The organism is Xanthomonas sp. NCPPB 2933 (assembly GCF_056725225.1).
In genome coordinates this window covers 4,114,296-4,139,720 of record NZ_CM161518.1, presented here as the reverse complement: position 1 = coordinate 4,139,720, position 25,425 = coordinate 4,114,296, and the positions used below count along the sequence as shown (strand labels likewise).

Sequence of the window (25,425 nt, the reverse complement as noted above, 5' to 3'; positions counted from 1 at the left end):
CTGGAAACAAGAAGAGACGTCTTAAGGCAGGAACTGCGCGAGTGGTTCGCTTGCAGCGAATTCTGCTGCTGTGTCTGTTCAGCAGTTGCCTGATCAAGCTTGTTGCTTGGCCGGCACTAAGTCTGCGTGCATCGGATGCCTGGCGACCTGTGGTCTGCAGCCCAGGCCGGCAAACTCAGATGAGGCGTGATGTGTCCAGAGCAACACGGCGCTCGATCCTCCCGCAGGTCGTGATCTTCGCAGTGGTCGGTCCTCCGCTAGGCGGAGTGCTGGGCTTTCTGCAGTGGGCGCGGTTAGATGGTGAGACTGCTTTTCTGATCGCAGGCTTGTCCTACGTTCTGGTGTTGCCGGTGATTGCTGCCGCTGGTGCGGGATTGGTGTGCGCGTTGACGTGCCATCGTCTGTATCGCGAGCGTGGGCCAAACCCCTTTGTCCAGATCGCAATCGGCGCGCTGAGCGGCCTGTTCTCGGCTGGGTTGGTCGTGTTGCTCACAGCGGTCGTTGGCGGCTGGTCCATGGGCTCGGATCGCGATCTGATCCTGGCCTTGGTACGAAGCGGGCTATGGGGCGGCGGCACCTGCGCATTGCTTGCGTGGCTCTTCAGGTCACGCTTGTCGCGTACAACTACACCCCTGTAGCCGCTCAGGGCGATGCGGTCAGCTCAGACGTCTGGCTTCGTTGCATACGCGGGAACGCCAGCAAGAAGCGCGCACCTTTACCGGGAGCCGAGCTCACTTCGACAAAGCCACCGGCCTGACGCACCGCGCTATACACCTGCGTCAAGCCAAGACCGGCACCTTTGCCTGCGTCCTTGGTAGTGAAATAGGCTTCGAATAACCGCGATTGCACACCTGCATCCATGCCATGTCCGCTATCGGCAACAGTGATGGTGACGTAATGCCCGCCCGGTTTGCTCAGGCTCGCGTCCTCGGCCGCCACGACGGTGTCGCCGGTTTCGATACGGATGGTGTCCCCGCTCTTGCAGGCATCGCGGGAGTTGATCACCAGATTCAGGATCGCGCGCTCCACCGTATGGCGATCGACCATGGCGCAGCATCCGCCTTCGCTGGTGCGCAACTGCAATTGCAACTCGGCGCCGATCACCTGTTCCAGCAATGGGCTCAGTTGTTCGGCCAATGCGGCAAGGTCCACTGCCTCCGGGCTGTACGGATACTGGCGCGAAAATCCGACCAGCCGCTGCGCCATAACCGAGCCATGTTGAAGCGCCGCGTCGGCCACGCTCAACAGCTTGGCATCGTGCGCATCGATCCTTGCGCGCTGTACGACCAGGTCGATAGCCGATGTCGCCGCCTGCAGCACGTTGTTCAAGTCGTGAACGACGCCTGCCAGCAATTGGCCGACCGCTTCGCCTTTCTGTGCCTGCTCGGAAATTTTCTCGGCCGCTCCCTGTGCGGCGCGCGCAATGTCCAGATCGCCTTCGATGCGCTCCTGCAGGTCGCGCAGGGTATGCAGTTCGGTCGACAGCGAATTTTCGCGCGCACGCGCCAGCATCAAGGCGCCGGTGGAAAACTCGCGCTCGGCCTTCAGCATGGAATCCAGCGTATGGAACGCCGCCTCCAGCGCCCTGCGGTCGGAGATGTTCTTGCTCACCGCAAGAATCGCCTCGACGTTGCCAAAGGCGTCGAACAGCGGGCTGGTGACCACCTGCCAGGTCTGACGCACACCGGCGAAGTTCACGCAGGCGGCCTCGAATTCCTGGATCAAGCCATTCGCGGAACCGGCGATCGCCGCATCGACCAGGCCCACGGCCTCGGGTGGCCACAGTTCGCGCCATGGCTGCGAGATGAGCTGGTCGGGATGGCTGACGCCGAGTCCGGCCAGCCCATTGACGTTGATTGCCGTGATCCGCCCATCGAGGTCGATCTCTTTGATGCAATCGCGGGACAGTGCCACGATCTGGCGATATCGGTCTCTCATCGCGACTGCTGCCTCACTCATCTAGATTTAACGGAATTTTCGCAAATCCTACCTTTACCGTGTACGAGTAAAAGTACGAGGCTTCGATCGCTGCGGCGATGCAAAGTTTAACGGTTCACCTCGCTTCCCGGGCAAGTGCATCCGCGATAGCTTGGACGATCGGCTGCAAAAGCCTGCGGGTCGGCTTCAAGCCTATTGGGCTTAAGCCGATTGAAGGTGCGCCGCGGCATCACGACGCTTTTTCTTTGCCGGCATCCCTGCAACAATGCGCAGGCAAGCGCAGCATCGCGAAAGTGGCGGAATTGGTAGACGCACCAGATTTAGGTTCTGACGCCGCAAGGCGTGGGGGTTCGAGTCCCCCCTTTCGCACCAATGCAGTGCGGCCGTGAGTGTTCCGGCCGCTGCATGATCCGCAAAACCCGCTGTCCAGACTTGAGCGACGCGGTTGTGCGCATTCCGCTGGCAGCGGCAGCCGTTATCGGCGAAACTACAAGGCTCGGCGGCTTTCTCGCCATCCGTCAACCCGCATCTTCCATCTCGTGCCGACGCTTGTGCTGTCGGTGGCAGGAGTCAACATGCAAGCATCGATCGAATCCACCGGCAATCTGGAACGCCGCCTGACCTTCACCCTGCCGCAGGAGCGTCTGGAGACGCACGTCGGTGGCCGCCTGCGCGAGATCGCGCGGACCGCGCGCATCAAGGGGTTCCGCCCCGGCAAGGTGCCCGCCAAGGTCATCGAGCAGCGTTTCGGTCAGCAGGTGCGTGCCGAGGCAATGGATGGTTTGCTGCGTGAGACCTTCGATTCGGCCGTGCGCGAGCATGCGCTACGCCTGGCGGGCAATCCGCGGATCGACAAGGCCGGCGAGAGCGATTTCGATTTCGTCGCCACCTTTGAAGTGGTGCCGGACTTCGGCGACATCGATGTGACCACCCTGTCGGTGGTGCGCCATACCGCCGAAGTGACCGACGCAGACATCGACCAGATGATCGAGAACCTGCGTCTGCAGCGTCGCACCTGGAACCCGGTCGAGCGTGGTGCCCAGGTCGGTGACCTGGTGGCGCTGGAGACCTGGTCGCAGGCCGGCGACGAGCGTCTGCCCGCCGAAGGCGTGGAGACCGGCAGCAGCGTGCTGGGCTCGGGCGTGATGTTCGATCAGATCGAAAAGGGCCTGGAAGGTCTGGCCAAGGGCGAAGACAAGACCCTGACCATCGACTTCCCGGCCGAGTGGCGCGTGCCGCAGCTCGCTGGCAAGACCGTGCAGGTGCACGTCAAGGCGGTCGAAGTGTCCGAGCCGGTATTGCCGGTGGTGGACAAGGAGTTCATCAAGAGCTTCGGCGTCAAGAGTGGCGATGCCGAGCAGTTCCGCGCCGACATCCGTACCAACCTGGAGCGCGAGCTCAAGGGTGCGCTGATGAATCGTCTGCGGCGCGAAGTGGGCGAGCAGCTGATTGCCGCCTATGCGCATGTGGAAATGCCGCCGCGTCTGGTCGAGAACGAAGCACGTTCGATGCTGGCCCAGCAGGTGGAGCAGGTCCGCCGTAGCGGCCGCAACCCGGGCGAGATTCCGGCCGATGCCCATCAGGGTTTCATGGACGCGGCCGCCAAGCGCGTACTGGTCGGTCTGCTGGTGGGCGAGGTGGCCCGTCGTAACGAGCTGCGTCTGGAATCCAAGCGCGTCAGCGAAACGCTGCGTCTGATCGCCTCGACCTACGAAGAACCGGAACAGGTCATTGAGATGTACCGCAACGACCCCCAATTGATGGGTGGGCTGCAGAGCCGTGTCATGGAAGAGCAGGTGATCGACTGGATTGCCGAGCGCGCCCAGCATACCGAGCAGCCGATGTCGTTCCAGGATGCGATCCGTCAGTAATGCGAGTCCCTCGCAAGAGCCCGCACATCCATGTGCGGGGATTCAACTAATAGACACAGGAGATTCCCCTCGCGTGGACAATGTAACCAGAGCCTTGAACCTCGTCCCGATGGTGGTCGAACAGACCAGCCGCGGCGAGCGTGCGTACGACATCTACTCGCGTCTGCTGAAGGAGCGTCTGATTTTCCTGGTCGGTCCGATCGACGACCACATGGCCAACGTGATCGTGGCGCAACTGCTGTTCCTGGAAGCGGATAACCCGGAAAAGGACATCAGCATCTACATCAACTCGCCCGGTGGCGTGGTCACCGCCGGCATGGCGATCTACGACACCATGCAGTACATCAAGCCGGACGTGAGCACCATCTGCGTCGGCCAGGCTGCATCGATGGGCGCGCTGCTGCTGGCATCGGGCGCGGCCGGCAAGCGCTATGCGCTGCCAAACTCGCGCGTGATGATCCATCAGCCGCTGGGCGGCTTCCAGGGTCAGGCGACCGATATCGACATCCATGCGCGCGAGATCCTGACGCTGCGTTCGCGCTTGAACGAGATCCTGGCCAAGCACACCGGCCAGTCGCTGGAAACCATCGGGCGCGATACCGAGCGCGACAACTTCAAGAGCGCGGTCGATGCGCAGGCCTATGGCCTGGTCGATCAGGTGCTGGAGCGTCGTCCGGAAGAGTCGATCCAGCCGTCCTGATCGCCAGATGCCTGAAATTGCAGGAAAAACGGCAGGGTCGGGCTGGACGGATGTCCTCTCGACCCTGTGCTATTCTCGAAATCGAACCCCCGTGCATCGGGTGGGGTAACTGGGTAACAGAAGCATGAGCGAAGACCGCCAAGGTCGTTCCGGCGACAGCAACAAGATTCTCTACTGCTCGTTCTGCGGTAAGAGTCAGCATGAAGTCCGTAAGCTGATTGCCGGTCCCAGCGTATTCATCTGCGATGAGTGCGTTGAGCTGTGCAACGACATCATCCGCGAGGAACTCGAAGAGAAGGCGCAGTCGGCACGTTCCAGCCTGCCCAAGCCACGCGAGATCCTCGATGTGCTGGATCAATACGTGATCGGGCAGCTGCGCGCCAAGCGCACGCTCGCAGTGGCGGTGTACAACCACTACAAGCGTATCGAGAGCCGCAGCAAGAACGACGAAGTCGAGCTGGCGAAATCCAACATTCTGCTGGTCGGTCCGACCGGCTCAGGCAAGACGCTGCTGGCCGAAACGCTGGCGCGCCTGCTCAATGTGCCGTTCACCATCGCCGATGCGACCACGCTGACCGAAGCCGGCTATGTCGGTGAGGATGTGGAAAACATCATCCAGAAGCTGCTGCAGAAGTGTGATTACGACGTCGAGAAGGCGCAGCAGGGCATCGTCTATATCGATGAAATCGACAAGATCTCGCGCAAGAGCGAGAACCCGTCGATCACCCGCGACGTGTCCGGCGAAGGCGTGCAGCAGGCACTGCTGAAGCTGATCGAGGGCACGGTGGCCTCGGTGCCGCCGCAGGGCGGCCGCAAGCATCCGCAGCAGGAATTCCTGCAGGTCGACACCAAGAACATCCTGTTCATCTGCGGCGGCGCGTTCGCCGGCCTGGACAAGGTGATTCAGCAGCGGTCCAACGATGCCGGCGGCATTGGCTTCGGTGCCAAGGTCAAGAGCAGCGAGCGCAAGCAGGAGGTCGGCAAGATCCTGGCCGAAGTCGAGCCGGAAGATCTGATCAAGTTCGGCCTGATTCCCGAATTCGTCGGCCGCCTGCCGGTGGTGGCCACGCTCGAGGAGCTGGACGAGCCGGCGCTGATCAAGATCCTGACCGAGCCCAAGAACGCCATCACCAAGCAGTTCAAGAAGCTGTTCGATATGGAAGGCGTGGAGCTGGAATTCCGCCCCGACGCCCTGTCTGCGATCGCCAAGAAGGCGCTCAAGCGCAAGACCGGTGCGCGCGGCCTGCGCACCATCGTCGAATCGGTGTTGCTGGATACGATGTACGAGCTGCCGTCGCAGGAAAATGTCAGCAAGGTGGTGGTGGACGAGTCGGTCATCGAGCACAAGTCCGAGCCTTATCTGATCTACCAGGCGCAACCGGCTCCGGCCAAGGCAGCGTCCGGCGACTGAGCCCCTGATGCCGCGTCTCCAGGCCTTGGCCTCGCTCGCGGATAAAGGGTTTCCGACCGCTACTTGCAAGACCTCGCCGATGGCCCCATAACGGGGCCATCGGCTTTTTTTACGCCCTATTTCCCGATTCCAGCGGAGCGCCCCATGGCCCAGTCCCAACCAGAAGTTCTCGATCTGCCAGTGTTGCCGCTGCGCGACGTGGTGGTGTTTCCGCACATGGTGATTCCGCTGTTCGTGGGTCGCGATAAATCGATGCGCGCGCTGGAAAAAGCCATGGAGGCCGACAAGCGCATCCTGCTGGTGGCGCAGAAGTCGGCTGAGACCGACGACCCGACCGCAACCGATCTCTATACCGTCGGCACGCTGGCGCAGGTGTTGCAGTTGCTCAAGCTGCCCGATGGCACCATCAAGGTGCTGGTCGAAGGGCTGTCGCGGGTCACCGTCGACAAGGTCGTCGAGTTGGACGGCGCGTTGCAGGGGCAGGGCATCGAGGTCGAAGCCAGCGATGCGCGCGAGCCGCGCGAACTTGAGGCGATCGCGCGATCGCTGATGTCGCTGTTCGAGCAATACGTCAAGACCAATCGCAAGCTGCCGCCGGAGTTGTTGCAGACCCTGGCCGGTATCGATGAGCCCGGCCGTCTGGCCGACACCATTGCCGCGCATATTGGCGTGCGTCTTGCCGACAAGCAGCGCCTGCTGGAGATCACCGAAATCGGCGAGCGCCTGGAGTTGCTGGTCGGCCTGGTGGACGGCGAGATCGATGTGCAGCAGCTGGAAAAGCGCATCCGCGGCCGCGTCAAGTCGCAGATGGAGAAGAGCCAGCGCGAGTACTACCTCAACGAGCAGATGAAGGCGATCCAGAAGGAGCTGGGCGATCTGGACGACGCGCCGGGCGAACTGGAAGAACTCGCCCGCAAGATCGCCGAGGCGGGCATGCCCAAGCCGGTCGAGACCAAGGCGAAGGCCGAGCTCAACAAGCTCAAGCAGATGTCGCCGATGTCCGCCGAGGCGGCCGTGGTGCGCAACTATCTGGACTGGCTGTTGGGCGTGCCGTGGAAGAAGCGTTCCAAGGTGCGCAAGGATCTCAAGGCTGCGCAGGACACGCTGGACGCCGATCACTACGGTCTGGACAAGGTCAAGGAACGCATCCTTGAGTACTTGGCCGTGCAGTCGCGCGTGAAGCAGATGAAGGGGCCGATCCTCTGTCTGGTCGGGCCGCCTGGCGTGGGCAAGACCTCGCTCGGGCAGTCGATCGCCAAGGCGACCAACCGCAAGTTCGTGCGCATGAGCCTGGGCGGTATCCGCGACGAAGCCGAGATCCGTGGCCATCGCCGGACCTATGTGGGTTCGATGCCGGGCCGGCTGGTGCAGAACCTCAACAAGGTGGGCAGCAAGAACCCGCTGTTCCTGCTCGATGAGATCGACAAGATGTCGATGGATTTCCGCGGCGACCCATCGGCGGCGTTGCTGGAAGTGCTCGATCCCGAACAGAACAATTCCTTCAACGACCACTATCTGGAAGTCGATCTGGATCTGTCGGAGGTGATGTTCGTCGCCACCTCCAACTCGCTCAATATTCCGGGTCCCTTGCTGGACCGCATGGAAGTGATCCGCATCCCCGGCTATACCGAGGATGAGAAGCTCAACATCGCCATGCGTTACCTGGTGCCCAAGCAGATCAAGGCCAACGGCTTGAAGCCGGAAGAGATCGAGATCGGCAGCGACGCCATCCAGGACATCGTGCGCTATTACACGCGCGAATCGGGTGTGCGTAACCTCGAGCGCGAAGTCGCCAAGATCTGCCGCAAGGTGGTCAAGGAAATCGCGCTCGCCGGTCCGCAGCCGGTAGTGAAAAAGGCCGTCGCCAAGAAGGGCAAGCCCAAGGCACTGGTGGTGGTGAACTCGAAGAATCTCGACAAGTACCTGGGTGTGCGCCGCTTCGATTTCGGGCGCGCCGAAGAAGAGAACGAGATCGGCCTGGTCACCGGTCTGGCCTGGACCGAAGTCGGCGGCGAGTTGCTGCAGGTCGAATCCACGCTGGTGCCGGGCAAGGGCAACCTGATCCTCACCGGTCAGCTCGGCAACGTCATGAAGGAATCGGCATCGGCTGCGTTGTCGGTAGTGCGTTCGCGCGCCGAGCGACTTGGCATCGATGTGGACTTCCTGCAGAAGCAGGACGTGCACGTGCACGTGCCCGATGGTGCCACACCGAAGGACGGGCCCAGCGCAGGTATCGCGATGGTGACCTCGCTGGTGTCGGTGCTGACCAAGGTGCCGATCCGCGCCGATGTGGCGATGACCGGCGAGATCACCTTGCGTGGTCGCGTCTCGGCGATCGGCGGGTTGAAGGAGAAACTGCTGGCTGCCTTGCGCGGCGGCATCCGCACCGTGTTGATCCCCGACGAGAACCGCAAGGATCTTGCCGACATTCCTGCCAACGTGACGCGCGATCTGAAGATCGTGCCGGTCAAGTGGATCGACGAAGTGCTGGATCTTGCGCTGGAGCGTCCGCTGGCACCGAAGAAGGCGGGCAAGGAAAAGGCCCGCAAGACTGCCTCGCGCGTCGCCGTGCGTGGCAAGTCCCGCACTACTCCGGGTACCCGCGTCAAGCACTAAAAGCGCTTGTCTAAACCCAGGCAAAACAAGCCAAAACCCGCGTCGTTATTGGGTTTTGGCTTGCGTGCGGTTGGGGGCGCTGGTATAAATGCACGACTCGTGGGCGCGGCAAATTGTGATGCGTCACGCGATACCACTTGTGTCGGGTTCTTCGCTAACGGCAAGAGCGCCGATTGTCGATTCCGCGGCATCTGCCGCAAAGGGAGTTTCAAGAATGAATAAAACCGAATTGATCGATGGCGTTGCCGCTGCCGCTGACATCTCCAAGGCTGAAGCCGGCCGTGCTGTCGACGCGGTTGTGAGCGAAATCACCAAGGCACTGAAGAAGGGCGAAGCCGTCACCCTCGTCGGCTTTGGTACCTTCCAGGTCCGCGAGCGCGCTGAGCGCACCGGCCGCAATCCGAAGACCGGCGACAGCATCAAGATCGCGGCTTCGAAGAATCCTGCGTTCAAGGCTGGCAAAGCCCTGAAGGATGCAGTAAACTAATCGACTCGCTAGGGTGCTTAGCTCAGCGGTAGAGCGTCTCCCTTACACGGAGAGGGTCGGGGGTTCGAAACCCTCAGCACCCACCATTAAGCACCAGGCAAACGTTTCAAGTGCGGAGCGGTAGTTCAGCTGGTTAGAATGCTGGCCTGTCACGCCGGAGGTCGCGGGTTCGAGTCCCGTCCGCTCCGCCAGTTACACCCGAAGCCCCTGAGCAATTGGGGGCTTCGTTTTCTCCACAGCATTCGTATTGCGAATGATGCGGAGAGAGAAGTCCAAGTTTAAAGCGGAGCGGTAGTTCAGCTGGTTAGAATGCTGGCCTGTCACGCCGGAGGTCGCGGGTTCGAGTCCCGTCCGCTCCGCCAGTTATACGAAAGCCCTCGGCCTTGTGTCGGGGGCTTTTTTTTTTGCAGCATTGCCCGAGGTTAGGCGTTTAATAGCGCATCGCGGCCGATGCGCGTGGAGCATTGGGCTGGGTGCTCGGCGCCAAGCGCGTTACACTGCGCGGCTCGCCCACAGGCCGTGATTTGCCAATGCTGCAGAAACTTCGCGACAAGACGTCAGGCTGGATCGCTACCGCCATCCTGGGGTTGCTGATGATTCCGTTCCTGTTCGTCATCGACAACAGCTACCTCGGCGGCATTGGCGCCAACAACGTGGCCAAGGTGCAGGCGCCGCCAACGTGGTGGAAATCGGCACCGTCCTGGTGGCCGGTGTCGCTGCTGTGGCAGCACCATGAAATCAGTACGCAGGATTTCCGCGCACGCTTCGAGCAGGCGCGTATGCAGGAGCGGCAGCGCCAGGGCGAGAATTTCGACCCGCGCACGTTCGAATCGCGCGAAAACAAGCTGCAGGTGCTCGATCAGTTGGTTGACGAGCAAGTCGTGCGTCTGGGTGCCGAAGATGCCGGCATCGTGATCGGCGATGCGACCGTGCGCGATTACATCACCGGCATTCAGGCCTTCCAGGTCGATGGCAAGTTCAGCCCCGACCAGTACCGCGCCGCACTCGCACAAGGCACGCCACCGCGCACGCCGGCGCAGTTCGATGCGTTGGTGCGCGACAGCTTGCAGCAGTCGGTGATTCCGCAGGCGATTGCCGAGTCGGGCTTTGCGACCAAGGCCGAGTTCGAGCGCCTGCTCAAGCTGATGGGCGAAACGCGCGACGTGGAGTTGGCGATGCTGCCCCCACCGGCCGCCGATACCGCGCCGGTCAGCGATGCGCAGATCAAGCAGTGGTACGACGGGCATGCGCAGGATTTCCGTCAGCCGGAGACCGTGACGATCGAGTACGTCGAGATCAATGCGGCCAAGTTGCCGCCGGCAACCGCCGCCGACGAGGCGACCTTGCGCAAGCGCTATGAAGAAGAGAAGGGCCGCTTCGTCGAGCCGGACCAGCGTCTGACTTCGCACATCCTGATCAGCGCTGGCAGCGACCCCGCCGCGCAGAAGGCTGCCGAAGCGAAGGCAGCCAAGCTCGCCGCACAAGCCAAGCAGCCGGGCGCCGATTTTGCTGCATTGGCGAAGGCCAACTCGCAGGATCCGGGCTCCAAGGGGGCTGGTGGCGATCTGGGTTGGGTCGAGAAGGGCACGATGGTCAAGCCGTTCGAAGACGCGTTGTTCGCAATGAAGGCTGGCGATGTGGTCGGCCCGATCAAGAGCGAGTTCGGTTACCACGTGATCCAGCTGCGCGAGGTCAAGGGCGGCCAGGGCAAGTTGTTCGAGCAGGTGCGCGATCAGCTCGCTGCCGAGCAGCTCAAGGCCGATGCCGACAAGGCGTTTGCCGATGTGAGCGGCAAGTTGGTGGATCAGGTCTACAAGAACCCCACCGCGTTGGAGCCAGCGGCCAAGCAGGTCGGTCTGCCGGTGCAGACGCTGGGCCCGTTCTCGCGCGCCGATGCCAGTGGTATCGCCGCCAATCCTGCGGTGCTGCGTTCGGCATTCTCCGAGACGCTGGTGCAGGACGGCACGGTGAGCGACCCGATCACCATTGCGCCGAATCACAGTGTGGTGTTGCGGGTGACCAATCACAGCGCCGAGCAGGCGTTGCCGTTGGACAAAGTGCGCGACAAGGTGATTGCGGCGATCCATACCGACCGCACCGAGAAGGCGGCGGCGGCTGCTGCCGATGCAGTGTTGGCGCGTGTGCAGAAGGGCGAAACGTTGCAGGCGCTGGCGGCCAGCGAGAAGCTGCAGGTGCAGCCGATCCCGGGCCTGCCTCGCACCGCGCCGATCCCGACACCGGCGGCAAACCGTGCCATCTTCAGCGCGACGCGCCCGACCGAAGGCAAGCCGTCGGTCGGCAAGGTGGAGCTGGACGGCGGGCGCTTTGCGGTCTTCGTCATCGCCAAGGCCACGCCAGGCGACCTGAAGCAGATGCCGGCCGAGCAGCAGACCACGCTGCGCGAACAGCTGAGCCAGATCGATGGCAACAACGCGGCGCAGGCGTACGTCAAGGAAATGCGCAAGCGCTACAAGATCCAGATCGAAGAGGCGCAGCTGTAAGGCTGCCTTCTTCAGCTGGTGAAGACGAGAAAGCCCGGGTGACCGGGCTTTTTCTTTGGGATATCGGTCCGTGCCGTGGGGCTGAGGCCTTGTAGGTGCGTTTGACGTACTCGGCCGATGTCTTCGGGGTCGGGGTCGATGGTGTGTCTGCTGCTTCAAGAGCGCTAGAAAGACCGCTCTCCAAGGCTGCCCACATCCTGACGAACGCAGTTCGCAGTCGATTGAGCGGGTTGGCCCACTGCCGTTCGATTATTTCAACACGCCTGCTGTGTCGCCGGCAGTTTCGCCCGGGCGTTCAAGCGCGCAGCAGATGCAACACCATGCAGTCCTGATCATGCTGATGCTGGCTGTCCAGGACGTCATGCGAGCGACGGATGCAGGCGCAATGTCGCTGTGGACCAAGGGGCCAAGCGGGCCAAGCGGACTACCGCATAGGCTGCGTTGCGTTGGCTTAAGGCCTGTCGTCGAACGAAAGTACCATGCCCGGCTTCAGCACCGCACGCTTGTCCAGCCCATTGCTGGCGAGCAGCGTCGCCACAGTCACGCCGTAGCGGCGCGCAATGGCCCAGGCGGACTCGCCGTTACGCACCGTATGCGTACGCGCTTGCGCGTTCGACGTCCTGGCAGTCGTGGCGACCACCGTAGGCGCGGCATCGTTGGTCTCGGCAATCCTGCCCACATCAGCGGATGCGACGACGGCACCGACCGAGCCTGGCTGTGCTGCTGCGACTGGGGCAAGTACATGCACACCACTTGGCGCGGCACGTGCGCTGGCCAATGCCGGATTCAGGCGGGCGAGCAGCTGCGGTTCGATGGCGCGCTGTCCGGCCCAGGCGTTGAGGCTGGTGCCAACCGGCAACGCGTGTTCGGTCAGTACGGGAACCGGGCGGTCGAGCGAGGTCAGCAGGTTGCCTTGCTGTTGCGCGTGGTCGAGTACACAGGCGAGCGCGTGCAGCTTTTCCACATACTCATAAGTGACCTTGGACATGCCGGGCAGTTCGGACGGACGCGCGTTCTGCGCGTTCATGCCGGCCGTGCGCATCGCCTGCAGCACACGGTACTCGCCAGCGTTGTAGGCCATCAGCGCCAGGCGCCAATCGCCGCCGAACATGCCGTAAAGCGTCTTGAGATAACGTACCGCAGCGGTGGTGGAATCCACTGCCGAGAGGCGGCCGTCGTATTGCGCGCCAACCGGCACATGGTGGTTGCGCGCCGTGGTGGCGATGAACTGCCACAAGCCGGCCGGTCCGCTGCCATTGCGGGCGCCCGGGCGGTAGCCGCTTTCAACAAAAGGAATCAGCGCAAACTCGGTCGGCATGTCGGCCTTGCGCAGCTCGTCGACCACGTAGCCGAACAGCGGCAGGACGTCCTGTGCATCGTCGGCCAGGCGGGCTGGTGCACGCGAGAAGTGCTGTTCCCAACGCGTGTCGCTGTGCTCGCTATCGCAGCCTGGATCTGCACGCCCGTCCAGAAACGACGAAAAGATGTCCTGGCCGTTGCGCAGGCTGGGTGCGACTGGCGGCGTCGTCGCGCTGGATGCGGGTGTGGGGCGGCTTGCGTCGGCGGGCGACGCGGCTGCTGGTGCAATGGCCGCACAGGCGGCCAACACTGCCAAAAGCAAGCGCCTCATGCGCGAAATTCGTCTTTCCAGCGCCGAAGTTCGGCGAAAACATCTACATCGGAGGAAAGTGCGCCAGATGCGCGCGCTGCGACTGCGGCGCGAATCTCGGGACTGCTGGTACGTATAAAAGGGTTGGTGGCCAGTTCACTCTTGAGCGAAATCGGCAGGGTAGGACGGGCTGCTTGACGCATGGCCTGGGCTTCCTGTTGACGGCGCTGCAAGGCAGCGTTGGTGGGATCGACGTGCAGCGCGAAGGACGCGTTGGCCAACGTATATTCGTGGCCGCAACACACAAGCGTTTCGCCAGGCAAAGAGGCCAGGCGCTGCAACGAGTCGAACATCTGAGGAGCGGTACCTTCGAACATCCGCCCACAGCCTAGGCTGAACAGCGTATCACCGCTGAACAGATGCTCGTCGGTGACAAAGGCGATGTGGCTACGGGTGTGGCCCGGCACCTCAAGCACTTCAAAGCCCATGCCAAGCAGGGTCAAGCGCTCGCCTTGTCCAACCTGGCGGGTATCGGCGGGACTGCGTTCGTCGGCAGGGCCGAACAGTTCCAGGTCCGGCCAGCGCTGCTGCAATGCCGCCACGCCGCCGATGTGGTCGGCATGGTGGTGGGTGAGCAACACGGCGCTGGGAGTGAATCCTTCGCGCTCTGCCGCAGCGAACACCGGCTCTGCCTGACCGGGGTCGACGATGACAGAGCGGCCATCCGCAGCGACCAGCGCCCAGATGTAGTTGTCTTCGAATGCGGGCAGGGCGGTCAGTCGCATAGAATTGGGACCATGCCTGCCACGCCCTTCTCCCGTCAAGCTGGCGTCTCATCCTGGTTTGAAACAGGCGCGGGGCGCAGTCTGCTCCAGCTGGAGCGCCAAGTGGCGCTGGCGGCGCTGCAAACGCGTCCCTCGCAGCCCTGGTTGTGGCTAACGCCAACCACCGACCTGCCGCCGCGCGAGGCATTGCAGGGGCGTGGTTTGCGCTTGTATCGCAGCGCGGGGCGCTTCGCTGGCGATGCGCGTTGCGCGATGCCGTTCCCGTTGCCGGCCGAGAGCCTGCAGGCGATCGTGGTGCAGCATGCGGTGGTCGGCGGCGCGGCGGAATTTTTGGCCGAATGCGAGCGGCTGCTGATGCCCGGCGGCCGGCTGTGGCTGTTCACGCTCAATCCGATGAGCCCCTACCGCTTTCGCTGGGCACGACGTGGTCCGGTCGCCTTGCGGCCGGATCGCTGGCGGTTGCTGGCGCAACGTGCGGGGCTGCAATGCGTGGACCAGGAACGTTACCTGGGGCCGATCTGGCGTACCGGAAGTGGCCCCTCCGGCCCTGGTCGCGCACCCTGGCGCGCGGTGTATTTACTCGAAGTGGAAAAGCGTGCCGCCGCTTCGATCGGCCCGACCCCGATCGCGATGCCCTCGCGCTGGCCACAGCCCGTGGCCACGATCTGACGACTGACTACTTTCCAAACACCAGAAGCTGATGAAATCAATTGAAGTGCATACCGACGGCTCCTGCCTCGGCAATCCCGGGCCGGGCGGTTGGGCGGCCCTGTTGCGTTACAACGGCCGCGAGAAGGAATTGGCCGGCGGCGAAGCCACCTCCACCAACAACCGCATGGAGTTGATGGCGGCGATCATGGCGCTGGAGACGCTCACCGAGCCATGCCAGATCGTGCTGCATACCGACTCGCAATACGTGCGCCAGGGCATCACCGAATGGATGTCCGGCTGGGTGCGGCGCGGCTGGAAAACAGCCGGCGGCGACCCGGTCAAGAATCGTGAACTGTGGGAGCGGCTGCATGCGGCCACGCAGCGACACAACATCGATTGGCGTTGGGTGAAAGGCCACAATGGCGACCCGGATAACGAGCGCGTCGACGTGCTTGCCCGCAATCAGGCCATCGCCCAGCGCGGCGGCCTGGCAACACAATAAGCAAGAGGATTCATGCGTCAGATCATTCTCGATACCGAAACCACCGGCCTGGAATGGCGCAAGGGCAACCGCGTCGTCGAAATCGGTGCAGTGGAGCTGCTGGAGCGGCGCCCCAGCGGCAACAACTTCCATCGCTATCTGAAGCCCGATTGCGACTTCGAACCCGGCGCGCAGGAAGTGACCGGGTTGACGCTGGAATTCCTGGCCGACAAGCCCTTGTTCGCCGATGTGGTGGAGGAGTTCCTGGCCTACATCGACGGCGCGGAGCTGATCATCCACAACGCTGCGTTCGATCTGGGCTTCCTGGACAACGAACTGTCGCTGTTGGGCGACAACTACGGCCGCATCGTCGAGCGCGCCACTGTGGTGGATACCTTGATGATGGCGCGCGAGCGTTATCCGGGGCAGCGCAATTCATTGGACGCCTTGTGCAAGCGCTTGGGCGTGGACAACTCGCATCGCCAGTTGCACGGCGCCTTGCTCGATGCGCAGATCCTGGCCGATGTGTATATCGCGCTGACGTCTGGCCAGGAGGAAATCGGGTTTGCCAGCGCCGATGCCGGTCAGAGCACCCAGGACGGTGACGGCATGATCAGCTTCGATCCGGCATTGCTGTTGCCGCGCCCGCGCGTGGCGGTGACTGCCTCGGAGTCGCAGGCGCACGAGGCGCGTCTGGCGCAGTTGCGCAAGAAGGCCGGGCGTGCGCTGTGGGATGCGCCGGTCGAAGAAACTGCCGCTGCTGACTAGTAGCTACGCACCAGAATCGCGGTGATGTTGTCCGAGCCGCCGCCATCCAGTGCGGCGGCAACCAGGCATTCGACGCATTCCTGGGCGCTGCAATCGGCTTGCGACAAGGTTGCGGCGATAGTGGCGTCGTCGATTTCTTCGGTCAGGCCGTCGCTGCATAGCAGCAGCTGCATGCCGGATTTGAGTTCGCCCTGCATGGTGGCGACATTGAGGTGGGCCGGGTCGGTCACGCCCAACGCCTGGGTCACCACGTTGCGATGCGGATGCGCGCGTGCCTGCTCGCTGGTGAGCGTGCCCTGCGCGATGAGTTCCTGCACATAACTATGATCCTGGCTCAGCTGTGCCAGCCGGCCGTCGCGCCACAGATAGGCACGGCTGTCGCCGACCCAGGCCACTTCGAAGCGCTGGCCCAGCACGCGGGCGGCGACCACGGTGGTGCCCATCGGCAAGGTATCGTTGCAGCGGCGCGAGGTCTTGATGATTTCTTCGTCGGCGATACGCACCGCCTGCGCCAGCGAGGTGCCGGCGCGCACTTCGCGCACGATGGTTTCGCGCGCCAATGCGCTGGCCACTTCGCCGCAGGCATGCCCGCCCATGCCATCGGCGACCAGCCATAACCCCAGCTCGCTGTCGCCGTAGTACGTGTCCTCGTTGAGGTCGCGACGCAGGCCGACGTGGGTGAGATGTCCGAATTCGAGCATGGGGCCGGGTCGCCAGAGGAAAGATGCGCCACCATCATCGCGGCCGGACCGGCCAGCGGCAACAGACTGCTTGCCGGTACTGCAGTGCGGGTTCACTCCGGACCCGGATGGCGCCGTGTGTCGAGCTTGCCCAGCCCGCTTGTGGCTTGGCGCCTGTGCCCGTATGATTCACGGCCCCGGGACACCGGGGACCATCTGGAGAGGTGGCAGAGCGGTTGAATGTACCTGACTCGAAATCAGGCAGGCGTTTATAGCGCCTCGGGGGTTCGAATCCCCCCCTCTCCGCCAGATTGAGGCGAGTAGTTGTGCCAGTGCCGCGTGAGTTTCGCCGGCGTCATTGGGGGGGTGAGAAGCCCCGGGTTCGACAGACAGCGCAGCTGTCTGCACGGCGAAGCCGCCCGCAGGGCGAAGGCACGTAGTGCCGAGTGAATCCCCCCCTCTCCGCCAGATTCGCATCAGCCCCCGCAAGGGGGCTTTTGTTTATGGGTCGCAGCCAGCCGGTGCGATGCCTACACTTCCACCTTTGCTATCCGTTGGAGGCATGACATGTCCGAGATTCTGGTGCCGGTGTCCTTTGGTGAGCTGCTCGACAAGATCGCGATCCTGCAGATCAAGTCCGAGCGCATCAGCGACCCTGCCAAGCTGACCAATGTGCGCAACGAGCTGTCTGCGCTGGAAATCAGCTGGATGGCGCATCCGGCCGCCGGTCACGACATCGTGCGTTTGCGTGCCGCGCTCAAGGCCGTCAACGAGCGGCTGTGGGTGATCGAAGATGACATCCGTCTCAAGGAGCAGGCGCAGACCTTCGACGATGCATTCGTGCAGCTGGCGCGCAGCGTCTATATCGAAAACGACGAGCGCGCGCGCATCAAGAAAGAGATCAACCTGGCGCTAGGGTCGTCGTATGTGGAAGAGAAGTCGTATCAGGACTATCGCGCCAAGGGTGTCTGAGCGCTAATGCTTTGCGCTGCCCCTAGGCAGCCGAGCAACGGCGCATTACGCGCCGCTTGCTCAAGCGATTGAACGCCTGTTTGAGCGACTGTCCGTCGCCGCCCCTCAGCGCGGATGATCAGTGCGATAACGCTCGAAAGCAGCGATCGCATCGTCCACGGTGATCAGCGACATCACCTCGTCGAACTCGATCTTGGTGCCCCATTTCAGCTGGTCGGCCGGCTTGCCCAGGTGTTTGCGGGCGGCCGCGTCGTAACGGTCCACACAATAGCGCACGTCCGAATACGGGCCGCTGCGCAGCGGATTGCTCGCTGCATGCAGGCCGAGCACCTTGGTGCCCATCGCGTTGGCGATATGCATCGGGCCCGAATCGGGTGTGACCACCAGATCGGCGCGGGCGAGCAGGGCGGGGAGCTGCTTGAGCGTGTCCTTGCCGACCAGGTCCAGCACCGGCGTGCGCGCCGCCGCGACGATGGCATCGGCGGTGCTGCGTTCAAGCTCGCTGCGGCCACCGCACAGCACGATTCGCCAGCCTTGCGCAGCGGCGTGATCGGCCAGCGCCGCGTGGCGGTCGGCGTACCAGTTGCGGCGCGCATGGCTGGAGCAGGGCGAAATCATCAGTACCGGGCGGCCGTCGTTATCCCACTGCGCGCGCGCCCAGGCATGCGCCTCGTCCGGCACTGGTAGATCCCAGCGCACCTGGGTCTGGGTCAAGCCGAGCGGCTGCGCAAAGCTGCCGATGGCGTCGAGCACATGGATGCCGGGGCGGTCTGCGATGCGCTCGTTGACGAACAGGCCGTGCAGGTCTTTGGAGCGGCTGCGGTCGTAGCCGATCCGCCGCCGCGCCGGCACGAATGCCGACAGCACATTCGCGCGGAAGGCCACCTGCATCTGCAGCAAGGCATCGAAGCGGCCCAGCGGCGCCAGCGACTGGCGCAGCGCGCGCATGCCGGCAATGCCGGTGCGCTTGTCGTAGGCATGAAACTGCACACCGGGCAGGCCGTCGAGCAACTTCAGCCCGGCCTTGTCGATGATCCAATGCAGCTGGCTTGCCGGAAATCCCGCCTGCAAGGTGCGCACCAGCGGCACCACGTGGGTGACGTCACCCAGGGCGGACAGGCGCAGCAGGCATAACGAAGCGGGCGTAGAAGCCATGGTGTTGTTAGACTCGATAGATGGTTTCTTTCGACGCCACTGAAGCGCTGACGCCGTACCGCGAAGGCCGCGGTTATGGCGCCATTCTGTTCGACCGCGAACGGCTGCGGCAAGCCGATGCCATGCTGTTTTCGCCGCAACACTGGGGCGACAGGGCGCGGCCGGTGGATGAGGGCGGGCGTGGCGGGGCGTGGTTTGTGGATGCGCCGTTCGGCCGCAGCGTGTTGCGCCAGTATCTGCGTGGCGGCATGGCTGCCCGGGTGAGTCGCGATCACTACCTGTGGAAAGGGGCGGGGCGCACGCGCAGCTTCGCCGAGTTCCGGCTGATGCGCGAATTGCTCAGCCGCAAGTTGCCGGTGCCGCGCCCGTTGGCGGCCTGCTACCTGCGCGAAGGCCTGGGCTATCGCGCTGCGCTGTTGATGGAGCGCCTGGAAAACGTGCGCTCGCTGGCCGATCATGCGCAGGTTGCCGGGCGTGGCGCGCCGTGGGAAGAGACCGGGCGGTTGATTGCGCGCTTTCATCGCGCCGGCCTGGATCACGCCGATCTCAACGCGCACAACATTCTGTTCGATGCCGGTGGGCACGGCTGGTTGATCGATTTCGACCGTGGTGTATTGCGCATTCCGGCCACGCGCTGGCGCGAGCGCAATCTGGCGCGGCTGCATCGCTCGCTGTTGAAATTGCGCGGCACGCGCAGCCGCGAAGATGTCGACAAGGATTACGAGCGCCTGCATCGCGCTTACGAACTGGCCTGGGGCCGGGGCTACTGATGAACTGGGCGTTGCGTGTGCAGGGGGTCGGCAATGCGTCGGCGGTGGCGCTTGGCTCGCCGATGGCCACACTCGAGCGTGCCGGCGCGCCGTGGCTGACCATCGATTGCGGCAGCGAGGGGCTGACTGCCTACCAGGCCCATTACGGCCAGTTGCCGCAGGCGTTCTTCATCACCCATGTGCATTTGGACCATGTTGGCGGGCTGGAGCGGGTGTTCGTGGACAGCTATTTCTCCGAGCGGCGCGGGCGCACCCGCCTGTACGTGCCGGCGCCGGTGGTGCCGCTGCTGCAGCGGCGGATCGCCGACTACCCGAACGTGCTAGCCGAGGGCGGCGCCAACTTCTGGGACGCGTTTCAGCTGGTGCCGGTCGGCGATGCGTTCTGGCATGACGGCGTGCGGCTTGAAGTGTTCCCGGTGCGCCACCATTGGCCGGAGACCGCCTACGGGCTGCGGTTGAAGGGTGCGCTGGTGTGGAGCGGCGATACCCGGCCGATCCCGGAAATGCTGGCCCGCTATGCCGATGACGGCGAACTCATCGCGCATGACTGCGGCGTTCACGGCAACCCGTCGCATACTGGCGTGGACGATTTGGAGCGGGAATACCCGCAGGACCTGTTGAGCCGCATGCTGCTGTACCACTACGCCAGCGACGCCGACGGCGACGTGCTCCGCGCACGCGGCCATCGCGTTGCGGTGCCTGGACACTACCTGGAGCTGGCGGAGCCGACCGCCGCCATGGTGCCCTGATGAGCGCCTTGCTGCTTCCGAATCAGAATGCCGCGCCGATGCAGGACCGCTATGGCCGGCCGTTGCGCGATTTGCGGCTGTCGGTCATTGAGGCCTGCAACTTCCGCTGCGGTTACTGCATGCCGGCTGATCGGGTGCCGGACGATTACGGTTTCGATGCGCAGCAACGCCTGAGTTTCGATCAGCTGGAAACGCTGGTGCGCGCGTTCGTGTCGGTGGGCGTCACCAAGGTGCGTCTGACCGGCGGCGAGCCGCTGTTGCGACGCGACCTGCCGAGCTTGGTTGCGCGATTGACCGCCATCGACGGCATCGAGGATCTGGCGCTGACCACCAACGGCACCTTGCTGGCGCGTCAGGCGGTTGCCCTGCGTCAGGCCGGGCTGCGCCGCATCACCGTGAGCATGGATGCCTTGGATCCGGAGCTGTTCAGACGCATGAGCGGCAACCGCGGCGAGATCGCGCAGGTGCTGGCTGGTATTGCCGCTGCCGAGCAGGCCGGCTTCCAGCGGTTGAAGATCAATTGCGTGGTGCAGCGCGGCGTCAACGAAGATCAGGTGTTGCCGCTTGTGGAGCACTTCCGTGGCACCGGCCACGTGCTGCGCTTTATCGAATTCATGGATGTAGGTAGCTGCAATGGATGGACGCCGGATGCGGTGGTGACCTCAGCGCAACTGCACGAACGCATCCACGCGCGCTGGCCGTTGGTGCCGCTGGATGCCAATTACACCGGCGAAGTGGCGCAACGGCATGCCTTTGCCGACGGCGCGGGCGAGTTGGGTTTCGTCAGTTCGGTCAGCGTGCCGTTTTGCGGCGATTGCCAGCGCGCACGCGTGTCGGCCGACGGGCAGTTGTACACCTGCCTGTTCGCTAGCCAGGGCCATGACCTCAAGCCGGCGTTGGGCCAGGGCGAGCATGGATTGTCGGAACATCTGCGCGCGCGCTGGAGCATCCGTGGCGACCGCTACAGCGAGGTGCGTGCGTCGTCGACGCCACGCCGCGGCAAGCCGGTCGAGATGTTTTTGATCGGTGGGTGAGTGGTGGATGTTTCATCAGGGCACCGCTTTCACCGAGAATGCCGCATCCTGAGCGCCTGTCATTGTGTCGTTTCCCATGCCCGCAAAAACCCGTTCCGCACGCCTGACCCACCTGGATGACGCCGGGCTGCCCACCATGGTGGATGTCTCGGACAAGGCGGTCACCGCACGCAGTGCCACCGCCGAAAGTCGAGTGCGATTTCCCGCAGCCGTGGCCGCGCAGCTGCGCGCCAACGGCTTGCGCAGCGCCAAGGGCGGCATCGTGGAGACCGCAGTGATCGCCGGCACCATGGCGGTCAAGCGCACGCACGAATTGATTCCGTTCTGCCACCCGCTGCCGATCGATGCATGTCGCTTCGAGATCGACTGGGCGGGCGAACAGGTGCTGCAGATCAGCTGCACGGTGCGCTGCGTACACCGCACCGGGGTGGAGATGGAAGCGCTTACCGGTGCCAGCGTGGCGGCATTGACGGTCTACGACATGTGCAAGGCGTTGTCGCATGCAATGAGCATCGGCCCAACCAGGCTGGTGTCCAAACGCGGCGGCAAGCGCGATATCGGAGCAACACGATGAGCGCGACAGTGACGGTGCTGTATTTCGCCAGCTTGCGTGAAGCGGCGGGCGTTGCAAGCGAGCAGGTGCACTCGGATGCGCAGGATTTGCGCGCGTTCTATGCCGAACTCGATACGCGCCATGGCCTGCGCTGGACGCCGACGCAGCTGCGCGTCGCGGTGGATGGCGCGTTCGCACGCTGGGAAGACGAGCTGCGCGATGGCAGTGAAATCGTGTTTATTCCGCCGGTGTCGGGAGGTTGAGCGTGAGCGAGCAGACAACCGCCATCTTTGCGCTTTCTGACGTGCCGTTACCGATCGACAGCTTGCGTGCCGCGCTGGAGCATCCGCATGCCGGCGCGTTTGCCAGTTTCGAGGGTTGGGTGCGCAACCATAACGAAGGCCGCGGCGTGGCCGGGCTGCGCTACGAAGCCTATGCCGCACTCGCGCAGGCCGAAGGCCAACGGGTGCTCGACGAAGCGATGAGCCGGTTTGCCATCGTCAACGCGCACTGCGTGCACCGCGTGGGCGAGCTGCGCATCGGCGACATGGCGGTGTGGGTGGGCGTCAGTGCGGCGCATCGCGGTGCCGCATTCGATGCCTGCCGTTTCATCATCGACGAGGTCAAGGCGCGCGTGCCGATCTGGAAGCACGAGCATTACCTGGAAGGCGATGCGGGCTGGCTGCATCCGGAAGCGCAGACGCAATGACAGCGTTGCTGCCGCTTTGCGAATACGCACACAACCATCGCCACATGGGCAGCCTGTTTTTTGATTAGGGTGGTGTCCCCGCCGGTTGACCTCGGCGCCCGCGTCAATCGATACCGTTGCTGCCTTCCGGCCCTGGCGGGATTTTCGATCTAGCGTCGCGAGGGACCGACGGGGCCACCATAAGACGTGGGCCACTGGCGTGACCCTGGATCCATACAATTGCGTTGCTGGACCATAAAACTGGCGGAGAGAGGGGGATTCGAACCCCCGAAGCGCGGTTTAGACGCTTACACACTTTCCAGGCGTGCTCCTTCAACCACTCGGACACCTCTCCGTACCTGCCGCGCGACTGGGTCTGCGGCAGGAGCGGGATTCTAGCCGCCGCGGGCGCGGTTAACAAGGCGAACGATCTCTGCGGTCGGGAGCATGCCGCCTTTGCAGGTCTTCAGGTTAAGCAAACACGCTTGCCGGGCGACCTCGGTCAGCGGGGACGGCCGGGTACCACGGCTGAACGATCAATCTGGCGCGCCATGGCACAATATCGGTTCAGAGGAAGCTGGTTGCCCGATGTCTTATCTTGTTCTCGCCCGCAAGTGGCGCCCTAAGCGTTTTGCCGAACTCGTTGGCCAGGAACATGTGGTCCGCGCGCTCAGTAACGCGCTCGACAGTGGGCGCGTGCACCACGCGTTTCTGTTCACTGGCACCCGCGGCGTGGGCAAGACCACCATCGCGCGCATCTTCGCCAAGTCGCTCAATTGCGAGACCGGCACCAGTGCCGATCCGTGTGGCACGTGCCCGGCCTGCCTGGATATCGATGCCGGCCGCTATATCGACCTGCTGGAAATCGACGCCGCCTCCAACACCGGCGTGGACGATGTGCGCGAGGTGATCGAGAACGCGCAGTACATGCCGTCGCGCGGCAAGTTCAAGGTCTATCTGATCGACGAAGTGCACATGCTCTCCAAGGCGGCGTTCAATGCGCTGCTCAAAACCCTGGAAGAGCCGCCCGAACACGTGAAGTTTCTGCTGGCCACCACCGACCCGCAGAAGTTGCCGGTGACGGTGCTGTCGCGCTGCCTGCAGTTCAATCTCAAGCGGCTGGACGAGGATCAGATTCAGGGCCAGATGACCCGGATTCTGGCCGCCGAACAGATCGAATCGGATCCGTCGGCGATCGTGCAACTGTCCAAGGCCGCCGATGGCTCGTTGCGCGATGGCTTGTCGCTGCTCGACCAGGCCATCGCCTATGCCGGCGGCGCGTTGCGCGAGGACGTGGTGCGCACCATGCTCGGCACGGTCGATCGCACCCAGGTCGGCGCGATGCTGCAGTCGTTGGCCGACGGCGATGGCGCGCGCCTGATGCATGTGGTCGCCGCGCTGGCCGAGTTCTCGCCCGACTGGAGCGGTGTGCTGGAGGCCTTGGCCGAGGCTTTGCACCGTATCCAGGTGCAGCAGTTGGTGCCGTCGGTAGCGTTTGTCGGCGATGGCATCGACCCGACCGCGTATGCCGCGCAGCTGCGGCCGGAAGTGGTGCAGCTGTGGTATCAGATGGCGCTGAACGGGCGTCGCGATCTGTATCTGGCGCCGAGCCCGCGCGCCGGTTTCGAGATGGCGGTGCTGCGCATGCTCGCTTTCCGTCCTGCGGCGGCGGTGCCGGCTGGTGGCGCTGACGACGGACGCGGTGCTGGCGCCGGTAGCGGTGCGCATTCGGCAGCAGCTGGCGGTCAGATTGCTGCACCGGTCGCGGCGGTGCCTGCTGCAGTCGCGAAGCAGGCAGTGGCCAAGCATGCCGAGGTGATTGAAGCGACGCCGGCTGCCGTTGCGGCGGACTTGGCGCGTCCGGCGCCCGCAGCCGCCGCAGTTGCAGTGGTCGCTACAGCGCCTGCACCGGTTGTCGTCCTGACTGCTCCGGCGGCCTCTTCCGATGCTTCGCCGTCAGTCACCCCCGCGCGCAACGACGACACGCCGCCCTGGGCACTGGACGATGCGCCCGTGCGTGCGAAATCTGCGCCCGTCTCCGCGTCGCCCGCTGTGTACGCGCCGGAAGCCGCAATGGCAGCTTCTGCAGCAGTTGTGGCTGCACAACCTGTCGCGGTTGCGCCCGAAGCTGCAGTTGCGCCTCCGGTGGCTGTTGTGGCACCAGCGCTCGCCGCGGATGCAGCGCCGGCTGTGGCGACACCCTCCGCGACTGCTGTATCCGCAGCATCGCCAACACCCGATCCGTCGGTCCTGCTCGACGACGGCCAGATTGCCGACGCCGAGCAATGGCTGGAGCTGGTCACCCGCAGCGGCTTGAACGGCCCCTCGCGCCAGCTCGCGGCCAATGCTGCCTTCGTCAGTCATCGCGAGGGCGTGCTGCGTCTGGCGCTGGCGCCGGGCTTTGAATATCTGAACTCCGAACGCTCTATCGCCAACCTTGCGCAAGCGCTCGCGCCCGAGTTGGGAAACACGCCGCGCATCGTCATCGAAACCGGCAGTGCCGATGTCGAGACCCTGCACGAGCGGGCCAATCGCCAAAAAGGCGAGCGCCAGAGCGCGGCCGAAACCGCCTTCATGAACGACCCGAATGTGCAGCAGCTGATTCAGCAGCAGGGCGCGCGGGTTGTCCCCGATTCCATCCGCCCTTACGACGAGTAACGACACATGCGTGGGAACATCGCCCAATTGATGCAGCAGGCGCAGAAGATGCAGGAAAACCTGCAGCGCGCCCAGGAAGAACTGGCCAAGCTGGAAGTCACCGGCACTGCCGGCGGCGGCATGGTCAGCGTGACGCTGACCGGCGCCAAGGAGTGCCGCAAGGTGCGGATCGACCCCAGCATCCTCTCCGACCAGGAGATGGCCGAGGATCTGATCGCCGCCGCCTTCAACGATGCCTCCAACAAGATCGATGCCGAATCCAAGGACCGGATGGGCTCGGCCACTGCCGGCATGCAGCTGCCGCCGGGCATGAAGCTACCGTTCTAAAGATCAGGGATTGGGTATTCG

At 63.8% G+C, this 25,425-nt stretch carries 24 protein-coding genes, 6 tRNA genes and 2 other RNA genes; 25 read left to right on the top strand and 7 right to left on the bottom strand.

The window, feature by feature from the left end; all coding sequences use genetic code 11:
* Positions 1-50: 50 nt before the first annotated feature.
* Positions 51-638 (top strand): hypothetical protein, encoded by a 588-nt coding sequence (locus AC1PLU_RS17155; RefSeq protein ID WP_255171855.1) that lies wholly within the window; start codon positions 51-53, stop codon positions 636-638.
* A 4-nt stretch (positions 639-642) separates the two neighbouring features.
* Here AC1PLU_RS17155 and AC1PLU_RS17150 read toward each other — a convergent pair whose 3' ends face one another.
* Positions 643-1,938: a PAS domain-containing sensor histidine kinase gene (locus AC1PLU_RS17150; RefSeq protein WP_176339501.1), complete on the bottom strand. Its 1,296-nt coding sequence runs from the start codon at positions 1,936-1,938 to the stop codon at positions 643-645.
* 287 nt (positions 1,939-2,225) lie between these two features.
* Here AC1PLU_RS17150 and AC1PLU_RS17145 point away from each other — a divergent pair.
* The 10 genes from AC1PLU_RS17145 (at position 2,226) to AC1PLU_RS17100 (ending at position 11,524) form a co-directional block, all read left to right on the top strand.
* Positions 2,226-2,310, top strand: a tRNA-Leu gene (locus tag AC1PLU_RS17145).
* Positions 2,311-2,513: 203 nt separating this feature from the next.
* Positions 2,514-3,809 (top strand): trigger factor, encoded by a 1,296-nt coding sequence (gene tig, locus AC1PLU_RS17140; protein WP_043889690.1) that lies wholly within the window; start codon positions 2,514-2,516, stop codon positions 3,807-3,809.
* A 73-nt stretch (positions 3,810-3,882) separates the two neighbouring features.
* Positions 3,883-4,509, top strand: coding sequence for an ATP-dependent Clp endopeptidase proteolytic subunit ClpP (clpP, locus tag AC1PLU_RS17135; protein ID WP_023902875.1), 627 nt, complete (start codon positions 3,883-3,885; stop codon positions 4,507-4,509).
* 124 nt (positions 4,510-4,633) lie between these two features.
* On the top strand, positions 4,634-5,920 hold the full coding sequence (gene clpX / locus AC1PLU_RS17130; RefSeq protein ID WP_481106850.1) for an ATP-dependent Clp protease ATP-binding subunit ClpX: 1,287 nt from the start codon (positions 4,634-4,636) through the stop codon (positions 5,918-5,920).
* Positions 5,921-6,064: 144 nt separating this feature from the next.
* The gene (gene lon, locus AC1PLU_RS17125; RefSeq protein ID WP_481106849.1) at positions 6,065-8,536 is read left to right on the top strand and encodes an endopeptidase La; all 2,472 of its coding nucleotides are present in this window, start codon (positions 6,065-6,067) and stop codon (positions 8,534-8,536) included.
* 214 nt (positions 8,537-8,750) lie between these two features.
* The gene (locus tag AC1PLU_RS17120) at positions 8,751-9,023 is read left to right on the top strand and encodes an HU family DNA-binding protein (RefSeq protein WP_006451749.1); all 273 of its coding nucleotides are present in this window, start codon (positions 8,751-8,753) and stop codon (positions 9,021-9,023) included.
* 11 nt (positions 9,024-9,034) lie between these two features.
* Positions 9,035-9,109 (top strand) — tRNA-Val (locus AC1PLU_RS17115).
* A gap of 28 nt (positions 9,110-9,137) precedes the next feature.
* Positions 9,138-9,214 (top strand) — tRNA-Asp (locus AC1PLU_RS17110).
* 94 nt (positions 9,215-9,308) lie between these two features.
* Positions 9,309-9,385 (top strand) — tRNA-Asp (locus AC1PLU_RS17105).
* 168 nt (positions 9,386-9,553) lie between these two features.
* On the top strand, positions 9,554-11,524 hold the full coding sequence (locus AC1PLU_RS17100; protein ID WP_481106848.1) for a peptidyl-prolyl cis-trans isomerase: 1,971 nt from the start codon (positions 9,554-9,556) through the stop codon (positions 11,522-11,524).
* Positions 11,525-11,975: 451 nt separating this feature from the next.
* Here AC1PLU_RS17100 and AC1PLU_RS17095 read toward each other — a convergent pair whose 3' ends face one another.
* Together AC1PLU_RS17095 and gloB are read right to left on the bottom strand one after the other, a co-directional pair.
* Positions 11,976-13,154 carry a lytic transglycosylase domain-containing protein gene (locus AC1PLU_RS17095; RefSeq protein ID WP_481106847.1) on the bottom strand — a complete coding sequence of 393 codons (1,179 nt, stop codon included), beginning with the start codon at positions 13,152-13,154 and terminating at the stop codon, positions 11,976-11,978.
* Positions 13,151-13,918 (bottom strand): hydroxyacylglutathione hydrolase, encoded by a 768-nt coding sequence (gene gloB, locus AC1PLU_RS17090; RefSeq protein ID WP_481106846.1) that lies wholly within the window; start codon positions 13,916-13,918, stop codon positions 13,151-13,153. The genes AC1PLU_RS17095 and gloB overlap by 4 nt, the downstream gene beginning before the upstream one ends.
* A 12-nt stretch (positions 13,919-13,930) precedes the next feature.
* On the opposite strand from gloB, the gene AC1PLU_RS17085 reads away from it, so the two are divergent.
* The 3 genes from AC1PLU_RS17085 to dnaQ are packed head-to-tail and all read left to right on the top strand — an operon-like array spanning position 13,931 to position 15,818.
* The gene (locus AC1PLU_RS17085) at positions 13,931-14,587 is read left to right on the top strand and encodes a hypothetical protein (RefSeq protein ID WP_006450175.1); all 657 of its coding nucleotides are present in this window, start codon (positions 13,931-13,933) and stop codon (positions 14,585-14,587) included.
* Positions 14,588-14,618: 31 nt separating this feature from the next.
* The gene (gene rnhA / locus AC1PLU_RS17080) at positions 14,619-15,071 is read left to right on the top strand and encodes a ribonuclease HI (protein ID WP_255084923.1); all 453 of its coding nucleotides are present in this window, start codon (positions 14,619-14,621) and stop codon (positions 15,069-15,071) included.
* Between the two features lie 12 nt (positions 15,072-15,083).
* Complete coding sequence (gene dnaQ, locus AC1PLU_RS17075; RefSeq protein WP_481106845.1) at positions 15,084-15,818, top strand: DNA polymerase III subunit epsilon; 735 nt, start codon at positions 15,084-15,086, stop codon at positions 15,816-15,818.
* Here dnaQ and AC1PLU_RS17070 read toward each other — a convergent pair.
* Positions 15,815-16,519: a PP2C family protein-serine/threonine phosphatase gene (locus tag AC1PLU_RS17070; protein ID WP_481106844.1), complete on the bottom strand. Its 705-nt coding sequence runs from the start codon at positions 16,517-16,519 to the stop codon at positions 15,815-15,817. The two genes, dnaQ and AC1PLU_RS17070, sit on opposite strands and share 4 nt — an antisense overlap.
* Before the next feature lie 197 nt (positions 16,520-16,716).
* Between AC1PLU_RS17070 and AC1PLU_RS17065 the strand changes: the two genes are divergently transcribed.
* The 3 genes from AC1PLU_RS17065 (at position 16,717) to AC1PLU_RS17055 (ending at position 17,470) form a co-directional block, all read left to right on the top strand.
* Positions 16,717-16,807: transfer RNA gene (locus tag AC1PLU_RS17065), tRNA-Ser, on the top strand.
* Positions 16,808-16,844: 37 nt separating this feature from the next.
* A non-coding RNA gene (locus AC1PLU_RS17060) (RtT sRNA) lies at positions 16,845-16,966 on the top strand.
* Between the two features lie 99 nt (positions 16,967-17,065).
* Positions 17,066-17,470: a DUF6165 family protein gene (locus tag AC1PLU_RS17055; protein ID WP_104550703.1), complete on the top strand. Its 405-nt coding sequence runs from the start codon at positions 17,066-17,068 to the stop codon at positions 17,468-17,470.
* 105 nt (positions 17,471-17,575) lie between these two features.
* Here the strand turns inward: AC1PLU_RS17055 and AC1PLU_RS17050 are convergent, their stop codons facing one another.
* Positions 17,576-18,625: a glycosyltransferase family 9 protein gene (locus AC1PLU_RS17050; RefSeq protein ID WP_481106843.1), complete on the bottom strand. Its 1,050-nt coding sequence runs from the start codon at positions 18,623-18,625 to the stop codon at positions 17,576-17,578.
* Between the two features lie 20 nt (positions 18,626-18,645).
* Here AC1PLU_RS17050 and AC1PLU_RS17045 point away from each other — a divergent pair, with 20 nt between their 5' ends.
* The 6 genes from AC1PLU_RS17045 (at position 18,646) to AC1PLU_RS17020 (ending at position 22,440) form a co-directional block, all read left to right on the top strand.
* Positions 18,646-19,395: a 3-deoxy-D-manno-octulosonic acid kinase gene (locus AC1PLU_RS17045; protein WP_481106842.1), complete on the top strand. Its 750-nt coding sequence runs from the start codon at positions 18,646-18,648 to the stop codon at positions 19,393-19,395.
* Positions 19,395-20,144 (top strand): MBL fold metallo-hydrolase, encoded by a 750-nt coding sequence (locus AC1PLU_RS17040; RefSeq protein ID WP_168956936.1) that lies wholly within the window; start codon positions 19,395-19,397, stop codon positions 20,142-20,144. The genes AC1PLU_RS17045 and AC1PLU_RS17040 overlap by 1 nt, the downstream gene beginning before the upstream one ends.
* Positions 20,144-21,178, top strand: coding sequence for a GTP 3',8-cyclase MoaA (gene moaA, locus AC1PLU_RS17035; protein WP_481106841.1), 1,035 nt, complete (start codon positions 20,144-20,146; stop codon positions 21,176-21,178). Before AC1PLU_RS17040 ends, moaA begins: the two co-directional genes overlap by 1 nt.
* Positions 21,179-21,254: 76 nt before the next feature.
* Positions 21,255-21,752: a cyclic pyranopterin monophosphate synthase MoaC gene (gene moaC, locus AC1PLU_RS17030; RefSeq protein WP_481106840.1), complete on the top strand. Its 498-nt coding sequence runs from the start codon at positions 21,255-21,257 to the stop codon at positions 21,750-21,752.
* On the top strand, positions 21,749-21,994 hold the full coding sequence (locus tag AC1PLU_RS17025; RefSeq protein ID WP_481106839.1) for a MoaD/ThiS family protein: 246 nt from the start codon (positions 21,749-21,751) through the stop codon (positions 21,992-21,994). The genes moaC and AC1PLU_RS17025 overlap by 4 nt, the downstream gene beginning before the upstream one ends.
* Complete coding sequence (locus tag AC1PLU_RS17020) at positions 21,991-22,440, top strand: molybdenum cofactor biosynthesis protein MoaE (RefSeq protein WP_316694111.1); 450 nt, start codon at positions 21,991-21,993, stop codon at positions 22,438-22,440. The genes AC1PLU_RS17025 and AC1PLU_RS17020 overlap by 4 nt, the downstream gene beginning before the upstream one ends.
* A 75-nt stretch (positions 22,441-22,515) precedes the next feature.
* Here AC1PLU_RS17020 and ffs read toward each other — a convergent pair.
* Both ffs and AC1PLU_RS17010 read right to left on the bottom strand, forming a co-directional pair.
* Positions 22,516-22,612, bottom strand: an RNA gene (ffs, locus tag AC1PLU_RS17015) — signal recognition particle sRNA small type.
* A 69-nt stretch (positions 22,613-22,681) separates the two neighbouring features.
* Positions 22,682-22,774, bottom strand: a tRNA-Ser gene (locus tag AC1PLU_RS17010).
* 233 nt (positions 22,775-23,007) lie between these two features.
* Here AC1PLU_RS17010 and dnaX point away from each other — a divergent pair.
* A complete protein-coding gene (dnaX, locus tag AC1PLU_RS17005; RefSeq protein WP_481106838.1) occupies positions 23,008-25,077 on the top strand; it encodes a DNA polymerase III subunit gamma/tau in 2,070 nt (689 codons plus the stop codon).
* Between the two features lie 6 nt (positions 25,078-25,083).
* Positions 25,084-25,404 carry a YbaB/EbfC family nucleoid-associated protein gene (locus tag AC1PLU_RS17000; RefSeq protein ID WP_005913896.1) on the top strand — a complete coding sequence of 107 codons (321 nt, stop codon included), beginning with the start codon at positions 25,084-25,086 and terminating at the stop codon, positions 25,402-25,404.
* Positions 25,405-25,425: the final 21 nt, after the last annotated feature.